General features: G+C 66.5%; 14 protein-coding genes. 1 reads left to right on the top strand and 13 read right to left on the bottom strand.

The genetic code is table 11. The features are described from left to right. Nucleotides 1–8: 8 nt before the first annotated feature. A complete protein-coding gene (locus P0086_RS18750; RefSeq protein WP_275788275.1) occupies nucleotides 9–932 on the bottom strand; it encodes a D-alanine--D-alanine ligase in 924 nt (307 codons plus the stop codon). Between the two features lie 410 nt (nucleotides 933–1,342). Beyond that, nucleotides 1,343–2,236: a GGDEF domain-containing protein gene (locus P0086_RS18745; protein WP_275788274.1), complete on the bottom strand. Its 894-nt coding sequence runs from the start codon at nucleotides 2,234–2,236 to the stop codon at nucleotides 1,343–1,345. A gap of 273 nt (nucleotides 2,237–2,509) precedes the next feature. Here P0086_RS18745 and P0086_RS18740 point away from each other — a divergent pair, with 273 nt between their 5' ends. Further along, nucleotides 2,510–3,814 (top strand): MFS transporter, encoded by a 1,305-nt coding sequence (locus P0086_RS18740; protein ID WP_275788272.1) that lies wholly within the window; start codon nucleotides 2,510–2,512, stop codon nucleotides 3,812–3,814. Between the two features lie 72 nt (nucleotides 3,815–3,886). Here the strand turns inward: P0086_RS18740 and murB are convergent, their stop codons facing one another. The 11 genes from murB to rsmH all read right to left on the bottom strand — a co-directional run bounded on the left by murB (nucleotide 3,887) and on the right by rsmH (nucleotide 17,384). Continuing rightward, on the bottom strand, nucleotides 3,887–4,861 hold the full coding sequence (murB, locus tag P0086_RS18735; RefSeq protein WP_112597828.1) for a UDP-N-acetylmuramate dehydrogenase: 975 nt from the start codon (nucleotides 4,859–4,861) through the stop codon (nucleotides 3,887–3,889). Next, nucleotides 4,858–6,273 carry a UDP-N-acetylmuramate--L-alanine ligase gene (gene murC, locus P0086_RS18730; RefSeq protein WP_275788271.1) on the bottom strand — a complete coding sequence of 472 codons (1,416 nt, stop codon included), beginning with the start codon at nucleotides 6,271–6,273 and terminating at the stop codon, nucleotides 4,858–4,860. The genes murB and murC overlap by 4 nt, the downstream gene beginning before the upstream one ends. Beyond that, the gene (gene murG / locus P0086_RS18725; protein ID WP_112597832.1) at nucleotides 6,270–7,394 is read right to left on the bottom strand and encodes an undecaprenyldiphospho-muramoylpentapeptide beta-N-acetylglucosaminyltransferase; all 1,125 of its coding nucleotides are present in this window, start codon (nucleotides 7,392–7,394) and stop codon (nucleotides 6,270–6,272) included. Before murG ends, murC begins: the two co-directional genes overlap by 4 nt. Nucleotides 7,395–7,398: 4 nt before the next feature. After that, nucleotides 7,399–8,553 (bottom strand): putative lipid II flippase FtsW, encoded by a 1,155-nt coding sequence (gene ftsW, locus P0086_RS18720; protein ID WP_112597834.1) that lies wholly within the window; start codon nucleotides 8,551–8,553, stop codon nucleotides 7,399–7,401. An 11-nt stretch (nucleotides 8,554–8,564) separates the two neighbouring features. After that, a complete protein-coding gene (murD, locus tag P0086_RS18715; protein WP_275788270.1) occupies nucleotides 8,565–9,968 on the bottom strand; it encodes a UDP-N-acetylmuramoyl-L-alanine--D-glutamate ligase in 1,404 nt (467 codons plus the stop codon). Nucleotides 9,969–9,972: 4 nt separating this feature from the next. Then, a complete protein-coding gene (gene mraY / locus P0086_RS18710; protein WP_112597838.1) occupies nucleotides 9,973–11,073 on the bottom strand; it encodes a phospho-N-acetylmuramoyl-pentapeptide-transferase in 1,101 nt (366 codons plus the stop codon). Nucleotides 11,074–11,240: 167 nt separating this feature from the next. Beyond that, nucleotides 11,241–12,674: a UDP-N-acetylmuramoylalanyl-D-glutamyl-2,6-diaminopimelate--D-alanyl-D-alanine ligase gene (locus tag P0086_RS18705; RefSeq protein WP_112610088.1), complete on the bottom strand. Its 1,434-nt coding sequence runs from the start codon at nucleotides 12,672–12,674 to the stop codon at nucleotides 11,241–11,243. Continuing rightward, entirely contained in the window at nucleotides 12,671–14,125 is a 1,455-nt protein-coding gene (locus P0086_RS18700; protein ID WP_112614895.1) for a UDP-N-acetylmuramoyl-L-alanyl-D-glutamate--2,6-diaminopimelate ligase, read from the bottom strand. Before P0086_RS18700 ends, P0086_RS18705 begins: the two co-directional genes overlap by 4 nt. A 71-nt stretch (nucleotides 14,126–14,196) precedes the next feature. After that, on the bottom strand, nucleotides 14,197–15,948 hold the full coding sequence (locus tag P0086_RS18695) for a penicillin-binding protein 2 (protein ID WP_112597844.1): 1,752 nt from the start codon (nucleotides 15,946–15,948) through the stop codon (nucleotides 14,197–14,199). Beyond that, entirely contained in the window at nucleotides 15,948–16,355 is a 408-nt protein-coding gene (locus P0086_RS18690; protein ID WP_112597846.1) for a hypothetical protein, read from the bottom strand. The genes P0086_RS18695 and P0086_RS18690 overlap by 1 nt, the downstream gene beginning before the upstream one ends. 3 nt (nucleotides 16,356–16,358) lie before the next feature. Then, nucleotides 16,359–17,384 (bottom strand): 16S rRNA (cytosine(1402)-N(4))-methyltransferase RsmH, encoded by a 1,026-nt coding sequence (gene rsmH / locus P0086_RS18685; protein ID WP_275788268.1) that lies wholly within the window; start codon nucleotides 17,382–17,384, stop codon nucleotides 16,359–16,361. Nucleotides 17,385–17,386: the final 2 nt, after the last annotated feature.

Here is a 17,386-nt window from a genome sequence, read left to right as displayed (position 1 = left end):
TCTGCCGGTCAACGCAAACAAGACGCGTCCTCCACCATCCAACTCAAGAATTCACCAAAGGAATGACCGGCATGGACGGCCATTTCGGGCACCAGGGATGTCGGGGTCATGCCGGGCTGCGTATTGATCTCCAGCCACACGATCTCGCCATTTTCGGAGAAACGGTCGTCATACCGGAAGTCCGATCTGCTGACGCCGCGGCACCCGATCGCTTGATGCGCCTTGAGTGCGAGTGTTTGTATTTTTTGGTAAATATTTGGTGAAATTTGCGCCGGAAGGACGTGTCTCGAGCCGCCTTTCTCGTATTTCGCATCATAATCGTAGAAGCCGTGTCCCTGCGGCACCACCTCGGTGACCCCGAGCGCCACGTCACCCATGACGCCGCACGTCAGTTCGCGCCCGTAGACGTAACGCTCGACCATCACCTGGTCGCCATAGCGCCAGTCACTGGAGGTGATGACCTGCGGCGGATGCGGCTGATCCTCCTTGACGATGACGACGCCGAAGCTCGACCCCTCGCGCACCGGCTTGACCACATAGGGCGGCTTCATCGGGTGCCTGGAGATGATGTCGAAGCGGTTCATCAGCTTCGCCTCGGCCACGGGAACGCCGGCAGCCTTGGCAACGATCTTCGCCTGCCCCTTATCCATCGCCAGCGCCGACGCCAGCACGCCCGAATGGGTATAGGGAATCTGGAGGTATTCGAGGATGCCCTGGATCTTGCCGTCCTCGCCGAACGGGCCATGCAGGGCATTGAAGGCGACATCCGGCTTCAGATCCGCCAGGACGGTCGCGACGTCGTAGCCGACATCGACGCGGGTGACGCGATAGCCACGAGCCTCGAGCGCATCCGCGCAGGCGCTGCCGGACGAAAGGCTCACGGGCCTCTCGGAAGAAATTCCGCCCATCAGCACCGCGACATGCTTGCTCATTTTCACTCCTGACTCTCTCGCACACTGACCGGATTGCCTTGCGCGGGCCTGATCTTGCTCGGCACCGGCGACTCGCATCCCCGCCTCACCGTCACTACAACGACATTATGGTTAATGAAGCGTTTACTTTCGTTAACCGGCACGCGTCGCGGCCGTTAACGCTTCACCACAGAATCAAGAAGCGACAGCGATTCATGGCTTAGAATCAGAGATTTGCCGGCAATGCAAGCTCCAACACATGAAGATGTGCGATGAGAGCACCCGACCGTGGTTGCGAAGCGGGCGACAACGGAAGCCGGCAATGAGAGGCGGCTCCGTCGTCCTCGCCTATGGCATTCCAGGCGAGCGCACCGAGTGCGCCGCCGATGACCGGGACAGGACCCGGAATACGAGCCGCCGGCGAAACGAACTCATGCTTTCGGCTGATGGCGCGTGGCGGCCATCGTCGCAAAGCGGCTCCCGTCCAGGTCGCGGATGATCTCGCCGAACGGCGCCTCGTATCTCGTGGGCGGAACGACGCCCGCGACCGCGCGCTCGTGCACGACGCGGTTCCGGCCGGAGACCTTGGCAAGGTAGAGGGCTCGGTCGGCATGGGAGAAGAGGTCGTCGAAGTCCCGCCCCGGCGCGCAATCCGCCACACCAGCCGAAACGGTGACGGCGATCGGGCCCGCGTCGCAGGCGACCGGCTGGGCCTCGATCAGGCTGCGGGCGTCCTCGACATAGGCCAGCGTCTCGTCCGGCGACAGCCCGCACACCAGCACGGCGAATTCCTCGCCGCCGATGCGCGCGACGATATGGCGGCCGCAGCCGAGCGCCGCCAGCCGGCCCGCCACCGCGACGATGACCTCGTCGCCCGCCACGTGGCCGAGCGTGTCGTTGATCGTCTTGAACCGGTCGACGTCGAAGATCGCGAGCGCCGCCGGCGAGACGGCGGTCTCGATGGCCTCCAGGAAGGCACGGCGGTTGAGCAGGCCCGAAAGCGAATCCGTCCGGCTCAGCCGCTCGAATTCGGCCCGCGACAGCGCGAGCTCGTAGACGGCCTGACCGACGACGTAATAGGCGGTGAAGGCGACCGGAAGCGCGATCAGCGGCGTCAGCACGCTCGCGATCACCAGCGCCGCAGGCAGGTCGTAGGGAAAGACGCCCGCCGCATAGAGGATCAGGTGCGAGGCGACGTTGAGGAAATAGGCGAGCGCGGCGATACGCAGGGCCATGATGGCCGAACGCCGGAGGACCTGCTCGCGCGAGGAAAACTCCCCCAACGCAAGCTGGTCGTTCACCCAAGCTTTGACGCGCTCCATCATGTGCGGCCCCCAGTGCCCCTATCTAGGACCGCCGGAGTTAACAATTTGTTGGGAAATGGATCACCATAAGTTGCACACAAGCCCGCGCTCGCGCCGGATCGCCGGATCCGCGACCGAAAATGTCGCGGCGGCAGGCCGTTCCGGTCCGAAAATTACCGGAACGCCGCTCCTGCAGCATATTTGTTGTTTCACAATTGCCGCGCGTGTCCTATGAGGGGCGCGCTGCCTCCCAAGACGGCACCTGACATTCAAGAAACAGCGAAGAGAATATCCATGAGTGACACTCCCATGACGGTGTCACCGACCGCGACGCATTCGACTACCGCCGCCGTGAACTCCCCGGCGCGTGTCCTTTTTGCAAGCCTGGTCGGTACGACCATCGAGTTTTTCGATTTCTACGTCTATGCAACGGCGGCGGTTCTCGTGTTCCCCGCCCTGTTCTTCCCCAACGGCGATGCCACCACGGCGCTGCTCGCCTCCTTCGCCACCTTCTCGATCGCCTTCTTTGCCCGCCCGCTCGGTGCGATCGTGTTCGGCCACTACGGCGACCGCATCGGCAGGAAGACGACGCTGGTGGCGGCCCTCCTGACGATGGGCATCTCCACCGTCGTCATCGGCCTCCTGCCGTCCTATGAAACGATCGGCGTGCTCGCGCCGCTGCTTCTGGCGCTGTGCCGCTTCGGCCAGGGCTTCGGCCTCGGCGGCGAATGGGGCGGTGCCGTCCTGCTCGCGACCGAGAACGCCCCGCCGGGCAAGCGCAGCTGGTACGGCATGTTCCCGCAGCTCGGCGCACCGGTCGGCCTCTTCCTGTCCTCGGGCGTCTTCTGGCTGCTGTTGCATTTCATGTCGCAGGAATCGCTGCTCGCCTGGGGCTGGCGCATTCCGTTCATCGCCTCGATCGCGCTCATCGCCGTCGGCCTCTGGGTCCGCCTGTCGATCACCGAGACGCCCGCCTTCCAGAAGGCGATCGAGAAGCACGAGCGCGTCGAGGTCCCGGTCGTCGAGCTCTTCCGCAACCACAAGCGGAGCCTCGTCCTCGGCACGTTCGTGGCGCTCGCCACCTTCGTCCTGTTCTACATCGGCTCGGCCTATCTTCTGTCCTACAACGTCAAGGTCCTGAAGATCCCCTTCGTCGAGGCCCTCGAGGTGCAGCTTCTCGGCTCGGTGCTGTTCGGCCTGGCGATCCCCGTCGCCGGCAAGCTCGCCGAAAAATACGGCCGCCGCGAGGTGCTGATCGCCACCACTGTGCTGATCGGCGTCTTCTCCTTCTTCCTGCCCGGGCTGATGACGAGCGGCGAGACGGGCATCTTCATCTTCGTGATCATCGCGATGGCGCTGATGGGCATGACCTACGGCCTGATCGGCACGGCGCTCGCCGCCCCCTTCCCGACCAAGGTCCGCTACACCGGCTCGTCGATCACCTTCAACTTCGCCGGCATCTTCGGCGCCTCGCTCGCGCCCTACATCGCGACCTGGCTGCAGGCCAATTACGGCATGACCTATGTCGGCTACTACCTCGGCATCGCCGCGGTGATCACCCTCGCCTGCATCCTGCTGTCCGGCAAGGAAGAGGTCTAAGCAACAGGCCAGAAGAACGAAAGACGCCGCGGAGCGATCCACGGCGTTTTCATGTCATGGGTGTTTCCGAAATCAGGCCGTCGCCCGGCCCAGGAACTCTCGGACCTCGTAACCGGGCATGAACTTGCCGACCCGCTTGATCTCCCACTGCAGCATCACGCCGGAATGCTCGAGCACGCGCGAGCGCACGGTCTCGCCGAGATATTCCAGCTCGTAGCCGGTCGCCTGGCCGGTGTTGATCATGAAGTTGCAGTGCATCGGCGACATCTGTGCGCCGCCGATCATCAGGCCGCGGCAACCGGCCTCGTCGATCAGTTTCCAGGCCGAGTGGCCCTCGGGGTTCTTGAAGGTCGAGCCGCCGGTCTTTTCCCGGATCGGCTGAACCGTCTCGCGATGCTGGCGCACCGCATCCATCTTCGTGCGGATCTCGCTCTTGTCGCCCGCCTGCCCCTGGAAGACGGCATGGGTGAAGATCAGGCCCTCGGGGGCCTGCGAATGGCGGTAGCTGTAGCCCATGTCGGCGTTGGACAGCACATGCGTGTTGCCCTTGCGGTCGACCGCATGCACCTCGACCACCAGGTCCTTCGTCTCGCCGCCGTTGGCGCCGGCGTTCATCCTGAGCGCGCCGCCGATCGAACCGGGGATGCCGTAGAGGAACTCGAAGCCGGCGATGCCGTTGTCGAGCGCCATGGCGGCGATGTTCTTGTCCGGGCAGATCGCGCCCGCCTTGATCCTGTTGTCGCCCGCAAGCTCCAGGTCGCCGAAGCCCTTGGCCGAAAGGCGGATCACGACGCCGGGGATCCCGCCGTCGCGCACCAGAAGGTTCGAGCCGACGCCGGTCACCAGCAGCGGCACGCTCTCGGGCAGGAGCTTGAGGAAGGTGATCAGGTCGTCGGTGTCGTGCGGATGGAACATGAGTTCCGCCAGGCCGCCGGCGCGGAACCAGGTGACGCGATCCATCGGCGCGTCCGGCGTCAGCCGTCCCCGCACGTCCTTCAGCCCGTCGCCCAGCGACGCCAGCAGTTTCTCGCCATTCACCTGCTTCATGCCGTCATTCCCGAAATGCCTGCCAGTTCGTTCGGCAGCGCCGCCGCCCAATAGGTAATGCTCCCTGCGCCCAAGAGAACCACAAAGTCGCCGGGCCTGGCAATGCCGCCGATGGTGGAGGCAAGCTGCTCCGGTCCTTCGAGGTAGTGTGCATCCCGATGTCCACCCGACTTTATCCGGGAGACGAGCGTCTCGGCGCTGACGCCCTCGATCGGCTCCTCGCCTGCCGCGTAGATCGGCGCGATCATGATCGTGTCGGCATCGTTGAAGCAGCCGGCGAATTCTTCGAAGAGGCTGTGCACGCGCGAATAGCGGTGCGGCTGGTGGACGGCGATGATCCGCCCCTGGCAGGCCTCCCGCGCGGCGCGCAGCACCGCCCTGATCTCGACGGGATGGTGGCCGTAGTCGTCATAGATCGAGACGCCGTTCCAGGTGCCGGTCAGCGTGAAGCGGCGCTTGACGCCGCCGAAGGCGGCAAGGCCGCGGGCGATCGCGTCCGGCTTGATGCCGAGCCGCTGGGCGACGGCGATCGCCGCGGTCGCGTTGGAAACGTTGTGACGGCCGGGCATCGGCAGGCGCAGGTCCTTCAGTTCGATCACCTGCCCCGTGCGCCGCCTGCGAATCTCGACGTCGAAGACCGAGGTCGCCCCGTCCATGCGGACGTTGCCGAAGCGGACGTCGGCCTGCGGGTTCTCGCCGTAGGTGATGACCTTGCGGTCCTCGATCCGGCTGACCATGGACTGCACTTCCGGATGGTCCAGGCACATCACCCCGAAGCCGTAGAACGGCACGTTCTCGACGAACTGGCGGAAGGCGGCGCGGACAGCATCGAAATTGCCGTAGTGGTCGAGATGCTCGGGGTCGATGTTGGTCACCACCGCGACGTCGGCCGGAAGCTTGAGGAAGGTGCCGTCGGACTCGTCCGCTTCGACCACCATCCACTCGCCCTCGCCCATGCGCGCATTGGTGCCGTAGGCGTTGATGATGCCGCCGTTGATGACCGTCGGGTCGAGCCCGCCGGCTTCCAGCAGCGCGGCGACCATCGACGTCGTGGTCGTCTTGCCGTGCGTGCCGCCGATCGCGATCGCGTTGCGGAACCGCATGAGTTCGGCCAGCATCTCGGCGCGGCGCACCACCGGCAGAAGCTTCTCGCGCGCGGCGATCAGTTCCGGATTGCTCTTCTTGATGGCGGTCGAGACCACCACCACCTCGGCGTCGCCGATATTCTCGGCCTTGTGGCCGACGAACACCTTGATGCCCTTGTCGCGCAGCCGCTGCACGTTGGCGCTGTCGGACTGGTCCGAACCCTGGACGCGGTGGCCGAGATTGTGCAGCACCTCGGCGATGCCGCTCATGCCGATCCCGCCGATCCCGATGAAATGAACGAGCCCTATGCTCTTCGGCATCTTCATGGCCGTTCTCCCTTGAATTCGGCAACCGTCTGGCCGCCCGCAATAGCCTCTACCATGGCCGCGAGCAAGCGCGCGGCGTCCGGCCTGCCCGTCTTCTGGGCATTGGCCGCCATCTCCGCCATGCGCTCGGGCTGCTTCATCGCCTCGCCGATGATCATCGACAGCTTTTCCGGCGAAAGTTCGGACTGGGCGATCACCTTTGCCCCGCCCCGGGCCGCCAGCGCCGCCGCGTTCGCCGCCTGGTCGTGGTCCAGCGCATAGGGATAGGGCACGAGCACCGAGGGCCGCCCGATCACCGACAGTTCGGAGACGGTCGAGGCGCCGGAACGGCAGATCACCAGATGCGCATTCGCAAGCCGCTCGGCCATGTCGCCGAAGAACGGCGAGACCTCGGCCGGCACGGCGAGCTTGGCATAGATCGCCTCCACGCCCTCGCGGTCCTCCGGCCGGGCCTGCTGGGTGATGCGCAGCCGCGTCCGCTTGTGCTCGCCGAGCCGGCAGACCGCCTGCGGCACGGCCTTGGAGAAGAACTGCGCGCCCTGGCTGCCGCCGAACACGACGAGGCGGAATTCGCCATCGGTGACGGAGGGATGGTAGGCAACTTCCGCCGCGGCGAGCACTGCCGGGCGCACCGGATTGCCGGTCGTCACCGTCTTGTCCGCATAGGGCCCCTCGCTGTCGGGCAGGAAGCCGCCGGCGATCGCCTTGACGCGCGAAGCCAGCGCCTTGTTGGCACGCCCCATCACCGCGTTCTGCTCGTGGATCATCGAGGGAATGCCCATGCCGGTAGCGGCGAGCAGCGGCGGCAGCGTCGGATAGCCGCCGAAGCCGATGACGGCGGCGGGCCGCAGCCGCGCCATCAGCCGGCGCGCCGCGCGCAGGCCCTTCCACAGGGTCCAGAGCGAGGAAACCACCTTCACCGGGTTCTTCGAACCGATCGTCGCGGACGGCACCACATGGATTTCGTCGGCCGGGAACTTACCGGCGAAGCGCTCGGCCCGGCTGTCGGTGACGAGATGCACCGACCAGCCGCGGGCCTTCAACTCATGCGCCAGCGCCTCGGCGGGAAAGAGATGGCCGCCGGTACCGCCGGCGGCAAGCAGGATGATGCCTTTCGTCATGCCGTCACTCCGCCGGCGCCATCATGCCCGAGCGGAACAGGCTCCGCTCGGTGGCGCGCTTCTCCGGCCGGTGCCGCGTCAGCGCCAGGATGAAGCCGGCGGTCACGCAGATCGCCGTCATCGACGATCCGCCGTAGGAGATCAGCGGCAGCGTCATGCCCTTGGCCGGCAGGAGCTCGAGGTTCACCCCGACATTGATCATCGACTGGGTGCCGATCAAGAGCACCAGCCCCGCAACCGCGAACCGGGCGAAATCGTTGCGCTCCTTGAAGGCGTGGTTCAGGCCCCGCAGCACGACGAAGGCGAAGACGGCGACGATGATCATGCAGAAGATGATGCCGAACTCCTCGGCCGCGACCGAGAAGATGAAGTCGGTATGGCTGTCGGGGATGATCCGCTTGACCACGCCCTCGCCCGGCCCCTTGCCGAACCAGTCGCCGCGGATGATCGCCTCGCGGGCGGTATCGACCTGGAACGTGTCGCCCTCACCGGTGAGGAAGCGGTCGATACGGCCGGCCACGTGGTCGAACAGGTAGTAGGCCGAGACGAAGCCGCCGAGCGCCACGCCGCCGAGCAGGATGATCCAGATCCACGGCATGCCCGCCATGAAGAACATCCCGCCCCAGACGGCGGTGACGAGGATCGTCTGCCCGAGGTCGGGCTGGGCGACGAGCAGCGCGGCGACGATGCCGAACAGCAGGATCGAGAACAGGTTGCCGGGGATTTCCGGCTGGCGCGCGTGCTCGGAGAACAGCCAGGCGCAGATGACGACGAAGGCCGGCTTCATGAACTCCGACGGCTGGATCGACAGGCTGCCGATCGAAAGCCACCGCCGCGCGCCCTTGACCTCGACCCCGAAGAACAGCGCCAGCACCATCGCGGCCAGCGAGACGACCAGGAGGATCGCCGCCATCCGCCGCACCTGCCGCGGCGACAGGAAGGAGATCGCCACCATCGTCACGATCGCCGGCAGGAGGAACAGCGCATGGCGCTTGACGAAGTGGAAGCTGTCGAGGTTGAGCCGCTCGGCGACCGCCGGGCTTGCGGCGAAGGACAGCATGAAGCCGATCCCCATCAAGAGGATGAAGGCGGCGAGAAAGAACCTGTCGATCGTCCAGAACCAATCGGCGACCGGACCACGCTCGGCACGACTAACCATGGCACATCCCCCTAACCGTTGACCTCAATCAGCATTTCAACGCCCGGAAGGGCTGCCACGTGGCCGACGAAGGCGTCGCCCCTGACCTCGAAGTTCTTGTACTGGTCGAAGCTTGCGCAGGCCGGGGACAGCATCACCGCCGCCGGGCCGCTCGCATCGCCTGCCGCATCGGCCGCCGCGTGCGCGACCGCCCGCTCCAGCGTGCCGGAGATCTCGTAGGGCACCTTGTCGCCGAGCGTCGCGGCAAAGGCTGCGGCGGCCTCGCCGATGAGATAGGCCTTGGCGATCTTCGGGAAGAAGCCGGAGAGGCTGGCAATGCCCCCCTCTTTCGGCAGGCCGCCGGCGATCCAGTAGATGCGGTCATAGCTGGACAGCGCCGGTGCGGCCGCGTCGGCATTGGTCGCCTTGCTGTCGTTGACGAAGACGACGTCGCCCTTGCGCCCGACCGGCTGCATGCGGTGCTTCAGCCCCGGGAAGGTGGAGAGGCCGGCGCGGATGTCGTCCTCGCTCACCCCGACCGCGAGGCAAGCGGCGATCGCCGCCGCCGCGTTCTGGGCATTGTGGCCGCCGCGCAACGTCTGGATCCCGGAAAGATCGGCCATCGGCCGGGACGTCCCCCCTTGCGCCATCAGGATATGTGCGCCATCGGCAAAGAGACCGTCGGCCAGCGGCTGGCGGCGCGAGACGCGCACCACCTTCGTGCCCGAGCGCTCGATCCGGTCGGCGATCAGCGCCGTGAAGCTGTCGTCGACGGCGATGATCGCGGTGTCGCTGCCGGCGACGAGCCGCTCCTTGATGTCGGCATAGTGCTGCATCGTCCCGTGCCGGTCGAGATGGTCCGGCGTCAGGTTGAGAAGGATGCCGGCGGTCGGGTCGATGGTGGGGGAAAGGTCGATCTGGTAAGACGAGCACTCGACGACGTAGAAGCGGCCGGCCTTCGGCGGGTCGAGCGTCAGCACCGCCGTGCCGATATTGCCGCCGAGCTGGGTGTCGCGGCCGCTCGCTTTCAGGATGTGGGCGACGAGCGCCGTCGTGGTCGACTTGCCGTTGGTGCCGGTGATCGCGACGAAGGGGCAGTCCGGCGCATGCGCCCGGCGCTCGCGCACGAACAGTTCCACGTCGCCGACGATCTCGACGCCGGCCGCGCGCGCCAGATCCACGCTCCAGTGCGGCTTCGGATGGGTCAGCGGCACGCCCGGCGACAGCACGAAGGAGGCGATCCCGCTCCAGTCGATCCGGCGCAGGTCGCCGGTCGGAATGCCGACGGCGGCGGCCTTTTCGACGCTGTCCGGATTGTCGTCCCAGGCGGTGACGACGGCGCCGCCCTCGACCAGCGCCTGCGCCGTCGCAAGTCCCGAGCCCCCGAGGCCGAAGAGCGCGACGTTCCTGTTGCTGAGCGTGGTGACGGGGATCATGGCCTTACCGCAGCTTCAGCGTCGAAAGGCCGACGAGCGCGAGGATCACCGCGATGATCCAGAAGCGGATGACCACCTGGCTCTCGGTCCAGCCCTTCTTCTCGAAATGATGGTGGATCGGCGCCATCAGGAACACGCGCTTGCCGGTGAGCTTGAACGAGCCGACCTGGATGATGACCGACAGGGTCTCCATCACGAACAGGCCGCCGATGATCGCCATGACGATCTCGTGCTTGGTGGCGACCGCCACCGTGCCGATCAGGCCGCCGAGCGCGAGCGACCCGGTGTCGCCCATGAAGATCGCCGCTGGCGGCGCGTTGAACCAGAGGAAGCCGAGCCCCGCGCCGATCACGGCGCCGAGAATGACGGCGAGTTCGCCCGTTCCGGGAACGAAATGGATCTGCAGGTAGTTCGCGAACACCGCATTGCCGGCGAGATAGGCGATGATGCCGAACGAGGCAGCCGAGATCATCACCGGCACGGTGGCCAGTCCGTCCAGCCCGTCGGTGAGGTTGACCGCATTGCCGGCCGCGACGATGACGAAGCCGCCGAAGAGCACGAAGAAGATGCCGAGGTCGAGCAGGAACCCCTTGACGAAGGGGAAGGCGACCGAGGTGCCGAGCGTCGAGCCCGCCGCGCCGGACGAGACCGCCGCCCGCATCATGAAATAGGTGGCGATGCCGGCGATGATGAACTCCAGTCCCAGCCGCGCCTTGCCGGAGAAGCCCTTGTCGGTCTGCTTGGTGACCTTGAGATAGTCGTCGTAGAAGCCGATCGCGCCGAAGCCGAGGGTGACGAGCAGCGTCGCCACGACATAGATGTTGGACAGGTCCGCCCAGAGCAGCGAGCTTCCGACGATGCCGGCGAGGATCATGATCCCGCCCATCGTCGGCGTTCCGGCCTTCTTGAAGTGGGTCTGCGGGCCGTCCGCGCGGATCGGCTGGCCCTTGCCCTGGCGCACCCGCAGCGATGCGATGATCGCCGGTCCGAACAGGAAGACGATGGTGGCCGAGGTGAACAGCGCTGCACCGGTGCGGAACGTGATGTAGCGGAACAGGTTGAACACCTGGAGTTCGTCCGCCAGTTCGACAAGCCAAAGCAGCATTCGTGACCTTTCCCCAAAGGCTCTGCGGCGAAGCGGCCGGACGGCGCGTTGCCGTCCCGGCGCGTGACCGCGAAACAATTCAACTACGAGACCGCAGGAGCCTTCCGCCCTGCATTCCCCCTATGCCAGTCATCGAAACGCCGCGCACCCCGAGAGGTCGCGGCGCATCATTCGGCGCGCTCCGTGTCGGAGAATGCCTCGAACTTGTCAAGCAAAGCCGACACCACGCGGCTGAATTCGGCCGATTTCGACGACTTGACCACAAGCACGTCCCCCGGTCGCACCGCATCCAGCACGAATTTCCGCATCCCCTCGGCGTCGTCGCGGTATTCCACCCGCGCCGTCTCCCCGAGCGCGTCGCGCAGCGCGGCCATCTCGGGACCGCCGATCCAGACGTCCTCGATGCCGGCTGCGGCGAGCGGCTCGGCCAGTTCCGCATGCACCTGGGCGGAGAATTCCCCCATCTCCAGCATGTCGCCGAGGACGGCGATCCGCCGGCCGCCGGGTCCGGGCATCGTGTCGCGCAGAAGCCCGATCGCCGCCCGCATCGAGGCGGGATTGGCGTTGTAGCTGTCGTCGATCAGCGTGAAGACGCCGCCGTCGATCACGAGCCGGTGGCGGCGTCCCCGCCCCTTCTCCGGCTGCATGGTCGACAGCGCGTGCATGACCTTCTCGATGTCGGCGCCGGCGAGATGGGCCGCTCCGAGCACGGCCACCGCGTTCTCGGCGATATGGCGACCTGGCGCCCCCATCGGGATCTCCAGCGTCTGCCCGCCGATCGAGGCCCACAGCACGTTGCCCTCGGCACCCGCCACATATTCGATCAGCCTGAACTCCGCCGAAGGGTCGGCGCCGAAGGTATGGATATGCGAGACGCCGGCGGCGCGCGCGGCCTGCTCCAGCACCGGGAACTGGGCATTGTCGCGGTTGAGCAGCGCATGCCCTCCCGGTACCAGCCCCTCGAAGATCTCGGCCTTGGCCAGGGCGATCTCCTCGAGGCCGGCAAAATTGCCGAGATGGGCCGCCGCGATCGTCGTCACGATCGCCACGTGCGGCCGCACCATCTTCACCAGCGGCCGGATCTCGTCGGCATGGTTCATGCCGATCTCGAAGACGCCGTAGGCGGTGTTCTCCGGCATCCGTGCCAGCGTCAGCGGCACGCCCCAGTGATTGTTGAACGAGGCGACGGAGGCATGCACGGCACCGCAGGCCGACAGCGAATGCCGCAGCATCTCCTTGGTCGTCGTCTTGCCGACCGAGCCGGTCACCGCGATCACCTTGGCGGCACTGCGGTCGCGCGCCGCGCAGCCGAGGTCGACCAGTGCCTGCAGCACGTCGTTGACCACCAGCATCGGCGCCGTCAGCCGGCCGAGCGCCGGCAGCTTGCCCTCGGAGACGACGAGCAGCGCCGCACCGTTGGCATGGGCGAGACTTGCGAAATCATGGCCGTCCACCCGGTCGCCCTTGATGGCGAAGAAGGCTTCGCCCGGGCCGATCGAGCGGCTGTCGATGGAAATGCCGGTGATGCCGGCGGGCATGTGCCCGACCGGACGGCCGTGGGTGGCGGCGATCAGGTCGGCGATGGTCCAGAGCAGGGTCAACGGTCGAGCTCCTCCAGGGCTTTGCGCAGTTCCGCGTGGTCCGAGAACGGCAGCGTGACGCTGCCGATCGTTTGCCCCTCTTCATGCCCCTTGCCGGCGACGATCAGCGTATCGCCTGCCGACAGCATGGCGACGGCGGCGCGGATCGCCTCCGCCCGGTCGCCGATTTCCGTTGCCCCCTTGGCGGCCGCCATGATCTCGGAGCGGATCACCTCCGGCACCTCCGAGCGCGGATTGTCGTCTGTGACGATCACCACGTCGGCGAGCCTGGTGGCGATCTCGCCCATGATCGGCCGCTTGCCCTTGTCCCGGTCGCCCCCGCAGCCGAAGACGACGATGATCCGGCCCGACGTGAACGGCCGCACCGACGATAGCACGTTTTCCAGCGCATCCGGCTTGTGGGCGTAGTCGACATAGGCGAGCGCGCCCGCCTTCGTGTGCCCGACCAGTTCCAGCCGCCCCGAGGCGCCGACGAGATGGCCGAGCGCCGCCATCGCATCCCTGGCCGCCACGCCGGTCGACATCGCAAGGCCGGCGGCGACCAGCGCATTGGCGATCTGGAAGTCGCCGGCAAGCGGGATGTGGACCTCGTAGATGTCGTCGCCGACATGGACCTCGGCCATTTGCTTGTGGCGGAAGTGCTCGACGCGCTTCAGGCTGATGTAGTCGCCCTTGCGGCCGACGGTGCGCACGTCGAGGCCGGCCCTCGCCGCGGCCTCGATCGCGGCCTTCGACCATTCGTCGTCGGAGAAGATGACCGCCGGCGCCCCTTTCGGCAAAAGGGTGTCGAACAGCCGCATCTTGGCGGCCAGGTAGTGCTCGACGGTCGGATGGTAGTCCATGTGGTCGCGGCCGAGATTGGTGAAGGCGCCGGCCGAAAGCCGCACGCCGTCCAGGCGCGACTGGTCGAGGCCGTGGCTGGAGGCTTCCATCGCCGCATGGGTGACGCCTGCGTCGGCGAGTTCGGCGAGCAGCCTGTGCAGCGAGACCGGATCCGGCGTCGTCAGCGAGCCGTAGTCCTCCCGGCCGGGCGCGGTCACGCCCGTCGTGCCGATCATCGCGGCGGCATGGCCGGCATGGGCCCAGATCTGCCGGGTGAAGGAAGCGACCGAGGTCTTGCCGGCGGTGCCGGTGACGGCGACCATCGTCTCCGGCTGGCGGGCGAAGAAGCGGGCGGCGGCAAGTGCCAGGAACCGCCGCGGCTCGTCGACGGCAAGAACGGGGACGGATGCGGCGACGTTTGCGCCCCGCCCCGTCACCACGGCGACGGCGCCGCGGGCGACCGCATCGGTCACATAGGCCGCGCCATCCGCCTTGGATCCGTGCAGCGCGACGAACAGATCGCCCGGAGAGACCTTGCGACTGTCGGCTGAAATGCCCCCGATCGCCGCCGACGCCACGGCGGCGTCCAGATCAGGTATTTCGGTTCCGGCAAGGTCTGAGATCTTCATGGCAAGCTCTGTTCTTCTTGAAGGCGGGCCGTTTCACCTGCGAATCGGCATTCGCCCCGTTCATTCTGCGCTCAATAAGACACGAGCAAGGCAGACCCGTCCTCCCCGAATTTCGGCTTTACACCGAGAAGTGGGGCGCTGCGGCGGATGATCTCGCCGACCATCGGCGCCGCATTCAGACCCGCCGTCCGCCCGCCGCCCTCGCCGGTCTTCGGCGCGTCGATGAAGGTCAGCACCATGTACTGCGGATCGTCGATCGGAAACGCCGAGAGGAAGGCGTTGAAATTGAGACCGTTCTTGGCGTAGCGACCGTTGACCACCTTGTCGGCCGTGCCCGTCTTGCCGCCGACGTTGAAGCCGGGAACCAGCGCCCGCTTGCCCGACCCGTTCATCGCGTTCCAGCGCAGCAGGAACTTCATGTCCTCGCCGGTCGACGGCTTGACGACGGCCTGCGCCATGGCGTCGGCCTCGTCGCGGCTGCGCGGCAGGAAGGTCGGCGGGATGTACTTGCCACCGTTGACGAGCGCAGCCCCGGCCACCGCCGTCTGCAGCGGCGTCGTCGAGACGCCGTGGCCGAAGGAGATGGTGATGGAGTTGATCTTCTTCCACTCGCGCGGCTGCGTCGGCATCTTCACCTCCGGCAGCTCCGTCTGCATCTTCGTCAGCAGGCCGAGCCGGGTCAGGAATTCCTTGTGGCCGGGAATGCCGACGATGTCGGCCATCTTGGCCGTGCCGATGTTCGACGAATACTGGAAGATCTCCGGCACCGTCAGCACGCGGTGCTTGCCGTGGAAGTCCTTGATGGTGAAGCCGCCGATGCGGATCGGGTAGCGGGCGTCGAAGCTGTCCGTGAGCTTCACCTTGCCGGAATCGAGCGCCATCGCCGTGGTGAAGGTCTTGAAGGTCGACCCCATCTCGAAGGTGCCGTCCGACATGCGGTTGAGCCAGCCGTCCTTGGCGCTCTCCGCCGGATTGTTGGGATCGTAGTCCGGCACCGAGGCCATGGCCAGCACCTCGCCGGTGTGCACGTCGAGGACGACGGCGCCGGCGGCTTCCGCCTGGTACTTCTCCTTCGACGAGACCAGGACGTCGTGCACCATCGACTGGACGCGCAGGTCGATCGACAGCCGCACCGGCTCCATCTTGGCGTCGCTGGTCATGCCGATCGCGGCGAGATCGGCCAGGCCCTGGTTGTCGATGTAGCGCTCCATGCCGGCGATGCCGCGGTTGTCGATGTTGACATAGCCGACGATGTGCGCCGAGGCCGGGCCGCTCGGATAGAACCTGCGCTTTTCCGGACGGAAGCCGACGCCGGGGATGCCGAGCGCCAAGATGCGGCTCTGCTGCTTCGGGGTCAGCTGCCGCTGCAGCCACTGGAAGCGCGAATTGGAGGTCAGCTTCTTGTAGGTCGCCTTCGGGTCGAGCTCGGGCAGCACGGTCTGCAGCAGTTCCAGCGCCTCGTCGGCATCGACGATCTTGTGCGGCTCGGCATAGAGCGAGACGGTGCGGATGTCGGTTGCGAGGATCTCGCCGTTGCGGTCGACGATGTCGGGCCGCGAGGCCAGCAGCCGATCGGCCGGGCCGATGCTGGAGACCGATTCCGGCTGGGTCATGCCGTACTGGACGAGCCGTCCGCCGATGACGCAATAGGCGATGCCGAAGCAGGCCATGATGACGGCGACGCGGCTCTTCGCCTGCGAGGCGCTACGCTTCCGGTGCCCCTGGAAGGCGGTCGAGCCCATGGCCCCGGCCGGCCGGCCGTTGCTGCCGTGCGAGAAGTGCGCCTTGCTCTTGACGTCCATGATGCGGGAGAGAAACGACATCAGCGCGCCACCGAACCTGTTGCGATCTTGTCCGTCTTGCCGGCGCCGTCCTTGATGATCTTGGCGATCTTGTCGACGTCGTCGCCGGCATCCTTGTCTTCTTCCGGAGGCGGAAGCTCCGCCGTCGGCATCGGCAGCTCCATCGGCTGGACGAGCTGGGTGGATTCCGTCGGCAAAAGCTTCAGGTCGCTCTCATAGGTCTTGACCAGGCGATTGAGGCGGGCGGGCTGCGTCAGGAGCGCCCAGTCGGCGCGCAGGAGGTCGATCGTGTGCTCCTCGAGCATGATCTCCGCATCGAGCTTGCGGACCTCGTCGAGCTTGTTCTCCGCCTTGTGCTTGATCGTGTAGGTCACGGTCGCAGCGGCGGTCATGACGACGACGAGAATGGCGTCAAAAGTGCGGAACATCCATCAGCCTCCAATCTTCTCAAGGCTTGCCAGTTCGGGCAGTTCGAAAATCGACAGGTCATCGGTCCCAGAAGGAGCCGCAGTCCGCTCGCCGGCCCGCAACTTGGCCGATCGCGCGCGGGGATTGACGGCGCATTCCTCCTCACTGGCGGCAATCATGGACTTCCCGACTGGTGCGAAGATTACGTCACGCTTAATTAGTTCTGGCAGATGCCGGGATCCGGACGACTTGCCGGAGCGGTCGAGGAAGAACTTCTTGACGATCCGGTCCTCGAGCGAATGGAAGCTGACGACGACGAGCCGCCCGCCGGGCTTCAGCGCCCGCTCGGCGGCAAACAGCGCGCGCGCCAGCTCGCCGAGCTCGTCGTTGACGAAGATGCGCAGCGCCTGGAAGACGCGCGTCGCCGGATGGATCTTGTCCTTGGCCTTGCGCGGCGTGACGATCTCGATCAGGCCGGCGAGGTCGCGGGTCGTCTCGAACGGCGCCTCAGTGCGGCGCTTCTCGATCGCGCGCGCGATGCGGCCCGCCTGCTTCTCCTCGCCGAGAAAGCCGAAGATGCGGATCAGGTCGGAAACCTTGGCGCGATTGACGACGTCGGCCGCCGACACGCCGGCTGCCGACATGCGCATGTCGAGCGGCCCGGCCTTCTGGAAGGAGAAGCCGCGCTCGGCCTCGTCGAGCTGCATCGAGGAGACCCCGATGTCGAGCACGACGCCGTCGAGCCCGCCTTCGGGCACATGACGGGCGAGCTCGGAAAACTGCGAATGGATGAGGGCGAGGCGTCCGCCGGATTGCTCGACCAGGGCCTGCCCGGCCGCGATCGCGTTCGGATCGCGATCCAGCGCGATCACCGAAGCACCCCTGTCGAGGATGGCCGAGGTGTAGCCGCCGGCGCCGAAGGTTCCGTCGAGGATGAGCTGGCCCGGCGCCGGCTTCAGCGCCTCCAGCACCTCGGCAAGAAGAACCGGGATGTGGCGGACCGGTCCGCCTTCGGCTTCAGAATGTCCTCCGCCTGCATCCGCCGCCATCC

The sequence above is a fragment of the Mycoplana sp. MJR14 genome (assembly GCF_029210525.1).
Taxonomy (GTDB): domain Bacteria; phylum Pseudomonadota; class Alphaproteobacteria; order Rhizobiales; family Rhizobiaceae; genus Mycoplana.
Note: the sequence above shows the minus strand (reverse complement) of the source record. Positions and strands in the feature narration are given on the sequence as shown.

Coding starts and splice junctions, on each gene's coding strand:
- P0086_RS18690 (WP_112597846.1), bottom strand. CDS start 16,355: ATGTTCCGCACTTTTGACGCCATTCTCGTCGTCGTCATGACCGCCGCT.
- mraY (WP_112597838.1), bottom strand. CDS start 11,073: ATGCTGCTTTGGCTTGTCGAACTGGCGGACGAACTCCAGGTGTTCAAC.
- murB (WP_112597828.1), bottom strand. CDS start 4,861: ATGAAGCAGGTGAATGGCGAGAAACTGCTGGCGTCGCTGGGCGACGGG.
- murC (WP_275788271.1), bottom strand. CDS start 6,273: ATGAAGATGCCGAAGAGCATAGGGCTCGTTCATTTCATCGGGATCGGC.
- P0086_RS18750 (WP_275788275.1), bottom strand. CDS start 932: ATGAGCAAGCATGTCGCGGTGCTGATGGGCGGAATTTCTTCCGAGAGG.
- P0086_RS18740 (WP_275788272.1), top strand. CDS start 2,510: ATGAGTGACACTCCCATGACGGTGTCACCGACCGCGACGCATTCGACT.
- rsmH (WP_275788268.1), bottom strand. CDS start 17,384: ATGGCGGCGGATGCAGGCGGAGGACATTCTGAAGCCGAAGGCGGACCG.
- P0086_RS18695 (WP_112597844.1), bottom strand. CDS start 15,948: ATGTCGTTTCTCTCCCGCATCATGGACGTCAAGAGCAAGGCGCACTTC.
- murG (WP_112597832.1), bottom strand. CDS start 7,394: ATGACGAAAGGCATCATCCTGCTTGCCGCCGGCGGTACCGGCGGCCAT.
- P0086_RS18745 (WP_275788274.1), bottom strand. CDS start 2,236: ATGATGGAGCGCGTCAAAGCTTGGGTGAACGACCAGCTTGCGTTGGGG.
- P0086_RS18700 (WP_112614895.1), bottom strand. CDS start 14,125: ATGAAGATCTCAGACCTTGCCGGAACCGAAATACCTGATCTGGACGCC.
- murD (WP_275788270.1), bottom strand. CDS start 9,968: ATGATCCCCGTCACCACGCTCAGCAACAGGAACGTCGCGCTCTTCGGC.
- ftsW (WP_112597834.1), bottom strand. CDS start 8,553: ATGGTTAGTCGTGCCGAGCGTGGTCCGGTCGCCGATTGGTTCTGGACG.